The following is a 5,198-nucleotide window of genomic DNA, read 5'->3' as shown; positions in this document are numbered from 1 at the left end:
AAAGATATTTTAAATCTCCCTGAACAGCTCATGCGGCAGTTACGCGGACGCCGTATTGCTTTAATTTTTCAAGAACCAATGACTGCTTTAAATCCCGTTATGACTGTTGGTGAACAATTAGCCGAGGTTTTATTGCGGCATAAATCTTATCATAAACAAGCGTTAAATGAAGCCATTTTAGCCTCGTTAAATGAAGTGGAAATGGCATTGCCGCATGTAAAAATTCATCAATACCCGCATCAATTATCTGGGGGACAAAAACAAAGAGTTGTGATTGCAATGGCTTTAGCGGGTAATCCCGAACTATTGATTGCCGATGAACCCACAACTGCCTTAGATGTCACGATTCAAGCGCAGATCTTGGCTTTGTTGAAGAAACTACAAAAAAATCATCAAATGAGTATGCTGTTGATTACTCATGATTTAGGCGTAGTCAAAGTCATGGCCGATAGGGTTTGTGTGATGTATGCCGGACAAGTTGTGGAGCAATCGACAGTTGCTGATTTTTTTCGCAACGTTAAACATCCTTATGTGCAGCAACTGCTCGCGTCCTTACCTTCTTTTGCCAATCGTCAAGAGCGTTTATCAGTAATTCGTGGATTTGTTCCTGCTTTGGAAGAAATGCCATTAGGATGTCGTTTTCATCCACGTTGCCTTTATGCATTTGAGCGTTGCCACAAAGAAGAGCCACAATTACAAGAACAGGATAGACGTGTGGTGCGTTGTCATTTATATCCTGAACTGGAACACTTACCTCCTTTAAATACGAAAAAGGTCTTATGGGCTGCTCAACCTGCACAGGCAGAAACAATTTTAACCGTCAATGAGCTGTCCGTTTATTTTACTCAGAAAAAAAGCTTATTCAGACGAAATAGCTCCCCATTTATCGCGGTTGATAAACTTTCTTTTCATCTGCAACGAGGAAAAACCTTGGCATTAGTTGGTGAATCTGGTTGCGGTAAAACAACAACCAGTCGCGCTTTATTGCGTTTATTACCTGCTGCTTGTGGTGAAATTATTTATCTTGGCCATAATGTGCTTGGTTTTAACGGTAAAACATTGCGAGAATATCGAAAAAAAGTACAAATCATTTTTCAAGATCCTTTTTCATCAATGAATCCACGAATGACTATCGGTGATATTATTGCCGAAGGGATGCAAGCACAAAGAATGAGTAAAGCAATCATCAATCGGCGACAAAAAGAATTGCTAGATCAAGTCCATTTACCTATCAGTAGCCTACATCGTTATCCGCATCAATTTTCTGGTGGCCAAAGGCAACGAATTTGTATTGCCAGAGCGTTAGCGACTGAACCTGATATTTTAATTTGTGACGAACCAACCAGCGCTTTAGACGTTTCAGTACAGGCACAAATTTTAAATTTATTAAAAGAGCTACAGTTAGAAACAAAAATTTCTTATTTATTTATTACCCATAACATGGGCGTTGTTTCTTACATTGCGGATGATGTTTTAGTAATGAAAGAGGGCAAGGTAGTGGAGTTCGACACTTGTGAGTCTATTTTCAAACATCCTATGGAACCTTACACCAAGCAATTATTGAATGCTGTTTTGAATGTTGATTAGCGGCCAATCAAACCATTTTTGAACAGCTCTTTGGACTGGCTCCATAAACTTGCCTGGAATAAATAGGTCCTGATCTAAAAATATTTTTGCGACAAGACCTTTTATTGGCAGTGTGCTTATTACAAATTTTGCTTATAATCTAAAGACTCTTTTGGCTGCAGAGCATCCTGCGTATCATTGGCTAAAACAGGCAAGCTCCAAAACCAGGGTTTTGATGGTTTTTTATTTGAAGGCACAGTAGTAATAGTTCCCGTTGGTTTCTCTTCATCTTTTTTTAATGTGTTTTTTGATATTTCCTTATAGATTATCACGCCAATAATTAAACTTAAAAGGAGAGCTAAACCGGTACCTATGGTAATAACACCTGCATCGTAAGGACGTAACTCGTTATTTAGCCCATTTTTATCTTGGCAATAATCAATAAGGCTTTCGATGCAAGTTTTTAAATTAGCAGGTTCCATATTTGGATTAAGTGGATAGCGGCAGGATAACAACTCACTTCCTTTGAATGCGTCGCCACAGGTTTCAATAGGGATGCCATTCTCAAAAACAAACGTCAGATTAAAAGCTGCCAAACTCGCCTCTATTGATAATTGGTAAAGATCTTTCGCGACACTTTTTTGACTAATTAATTTATTTATTGCAACAAGGCCAATAGCAAGAGCGGGTAGATAACCAAGAACCAATTTTAGATAGAAATACTTATTTGAATTCTTTGTATTTTTTTCTTTATTATTCAATGAGCCATCATGAGTATAATATGAATTATTGCTTTGATTTATTAAAAGAGCCTCATGCTCTTGTCTCTCTGGTATTGTTGATAATTCTTTGTTACGTCCACTCACAATGTTACTCCTTTATAAAAGGATAAATTCTACCACGTAGAAAAAAAATAGTCATTGTTATCTGCTTTTAAATTTTGAAAAGAGCGGAGCTTAATAACCCTATTTTGAAGTCTCAGTTTTTTATGATGAAACGGACACAAACTAAGAAATATATTTTAGGTCATGCGAAATTTCATGAAAAGGAAAATAACCAGTTTGTTCTATTATTAAATAGTGCTAACAGATTTCAACTTGTTTATAGAAGAGAGATAATTGGCTTCTAGATTTTTTTGACTAAACTAAATTGCTTGTGTATAATATTTGCTCATTAAGGGTATTGCAGATAATAATACGTATGATGGCTTTGAATCTAACACGACTAATAAACAAAGTAAATGAAATGGATGTTGACGAAAGAATCTGCACTCAATCGCTTCTTAAAGAATGGAAAGATACTGCTCCTCTCTTTCAAAAAAACATACTTATCAACTGTCACTTAACTACAGCGACACTCATTTTGGTCGAATTATTTCTATTCTCCGGAGCAAAAATTAAATTGACTTGCACTGAGGGTCTTGTATGTCACGATTCAATAAAGAACATTATTTCTGAATTAGGTATTTATCTCGATCCCAATGAGGTGCTCTTGGAACAATATAAAGAGCAATTTGATGTAATATTAGATTGTGGTGCTCATTTAGCTAATTCAATGAAGCCAAACAAAGGATTTGTTGAGCTAACTTATGTAGAGCCTAAAAAATACAAGTTAACTAAATGTCCTATTATTTCTGTAGACCGCGGATTGATTAAAAAAATTGAAACTGCTTATGGAACCGGTGATGGGTTTGTAAGAGCGATTAAACAGATTTATTCAAAAGACGACATCGATTTTAAAGTTAAAACTTATATGATTTTTGGTTATGGAAAAGTAGGGCAGGGTATTGCTTCCTGCTTAGTTGAAGCGGGTGTGTTACCTAAAAATATTATCATCATTGAAGCAAATAAGTTACGTAAAAACAGGGCAGCCAAAGAAGGGTTTTATTCACTTTTTATCCCTAATGACTTGGATGTGGTTAAAGAATTAATTTGCAGAACTCATTGTATTGTCACTGCAACCGGACGTAAAAACAGCATTTCCCGTATTCTAAATTATAAGGATTTTAAACAAGTTGAATATCTTGCAAATATGGGCACCTATGATGAATGGGGAGATGCGTTCCCTGTTGATTCAATCTTACATCAAAAGCGCCCATTAAATTTTATGTTGGATTATCCTACCAGAATTTGCTATCTCGATCCCATTTTTGCTGTGCTTGCTTGTGCTACACTTGATATACTTGATCAAGCGAATGCACAAGAATTTATGGTTAATAAACCGTGTCTTCATACTGAAAAAAAGGTACTGAATACATGGCTTCATAATAGTAGGGTGCATCCAAATATGAAGAAACTATGTCTAAACGAATTGATGACTCACGTTTAAAGCAATTTGCAAAAGAATATTTGGCTAATATCATACGTTATTTGCCTGGTTATATTTACCTTAAAGACCCTCAATTTCGATATATTCTGTGTAATGAATATTTTGCACGCGCGGCAGGACTGTCAACACCGGAAGAAATTGAAGGAAAAACTGATTTTGATTTGGTTTGGGCAAAAACGCAAGCACATATGTTTAGACAAGGGGATATAGAGGCGTTATCAGGAAAAAGTAAAATTAATTTTGAAGAGTCTCAATTACAGGCAGACGGCTCCACTAAAATTGTTTTAGCCAATAAAGTGCCTTTATATGACTCTAAAAAGAACATTATTGGTATTCTAGGAAACTATCTCGATATTAGTAAACAAAAAAAACTCGAACAAGAGCTACTTTTAGCCAAAGAGCAAGCTGAAGCAGCAAACATAGCTAAAACAGAATTTATCGCCAATATGAGCCATGACATACGAACGCCTCTCACCGGCGTGATTGGTTTATCAGAAATACTTGAACATACTCTGCACGACCCAAAAGATAAAGAAAAAGCCCACATGCTGCATGACAGCGGTGAAGAATTACTCCACATGCTCAACAGTATTTTAGATGATGTGCGCGTTGAGCATTTAAGTGAACAAGACATTAAGCATGAATCGTTTGATTTACATCAATGCATCCATGATTTAATCCGTCTGGAATCTCCAGCCACATCATTAAAGCACCTCACGCTTAAAGCAAATATTGCACCGGATGTTCCGCAGTATATTTGCAGTGACCGCAATAAAATTCATCGTATCTTGCTTAATCTTTTAGGTAATGCCATTAAATTCACTCAATCAGGAAGCATTGTCCTGAGCATTGAGTGTTTGCATCAAGATGCTGCGACGGCGCACATTAAATTTACAGTATCAGATACCGGCATAGGGATTCCCGAAGAAGCGCAATCTCAGGTATTTAACCGATTTTTTAAGGTCAGTTCCTCCTACAAAGGAATTTACGCGGGGCATGGTTTGGGTCTACATATTGCGCAATCGTATGTGACGCTCTTGGGCGGTCATATCACCCTAACCAGCAAGGTAGGTGAAGGTTCCACCTTTCATTTTGATTTGGAATGCCCTATTAGCGAAGCACCTTCAAATGCTACTGAAACAAGCTCATATAATAACACTAAGCACTCAATACGACCGCTCCATTTTCTCCTGGTTGAAGACAACATTATTGCCTTAAAAACTCTTGAAATGATGTTAAAGAAAAAAGAACATACCTTTATTTCAGCCACTACAGGAGAAGAAGCTTGGACTTTATTGCAAACT

Annotated in this window: 4 protein-coding genes; 3 read left to right on the top strand and 1 reads right to left on the bottom strand. The window is 36.8% G+C overall.

The features are described from left to right. On the top strand, positions 1 to 1,587 hold a 1,587-nt coding region (locus tag QM652_RS14010; protein ID WP_415076847.1), incomplete at its 5' end, for a dipeptide ABC transporter ATP-binding protein. Between the two features lie 119 nt (positions 1,588 to 1,706). On the opposite strand, the gene QM652_RS14005 is transcribed toward QM652_RS14010, so the two are convergent. After that, on the bottom strand, positions 1,707 to 2,432 hold the full coding sequence (locus QM652_RS14005; RefSeq protein ID WP_415076846.1) for a hypothetical protein: 726 nt from the start codon (positions 2,430 to 2,432) through the stop codon (positions 1,707 to 1,709). Positions 2,433 to 2,766: 334 nt separating this feature from the next. On the opposite strand from QM652_RS14005, the gene QM652_RS14000 reads away from it, so the two are divergent. Beyond that, complete coding sequence (locus tag QM652_RS14000; RefSeq protein ID WP_415076844.1) at positions 2,767 to 3,894, top strand: hypothetical protein; 1,128 nt, start codon at positions 2,767 to 2,769, stop codon at positions 3,892 to 3,894. Beyond that, a partial coding sequence (locus QM652_RS13995) for an ATP-binding protein (protein ID WP_415076842.1) occupies positions 3,864 to 5,198 on the top strand: 1,335 nt, incomplete at its 3' end. The genes QM652_RS14000 and QM652_RS13995, both read left to right, overlap by 31 nt.

Source organism: Legionella sp., from assembly GCF_047605385.1.
In the GTDB taxonomy this organism is placed as follows: Bacteria; Pseudomonadota; Gammaproteobacteria; order Legionellales; family Legionellaceae; genus Legionella.
This window is presented reverse-complemented; position numbering and strand designations above follow the sequence as displayed.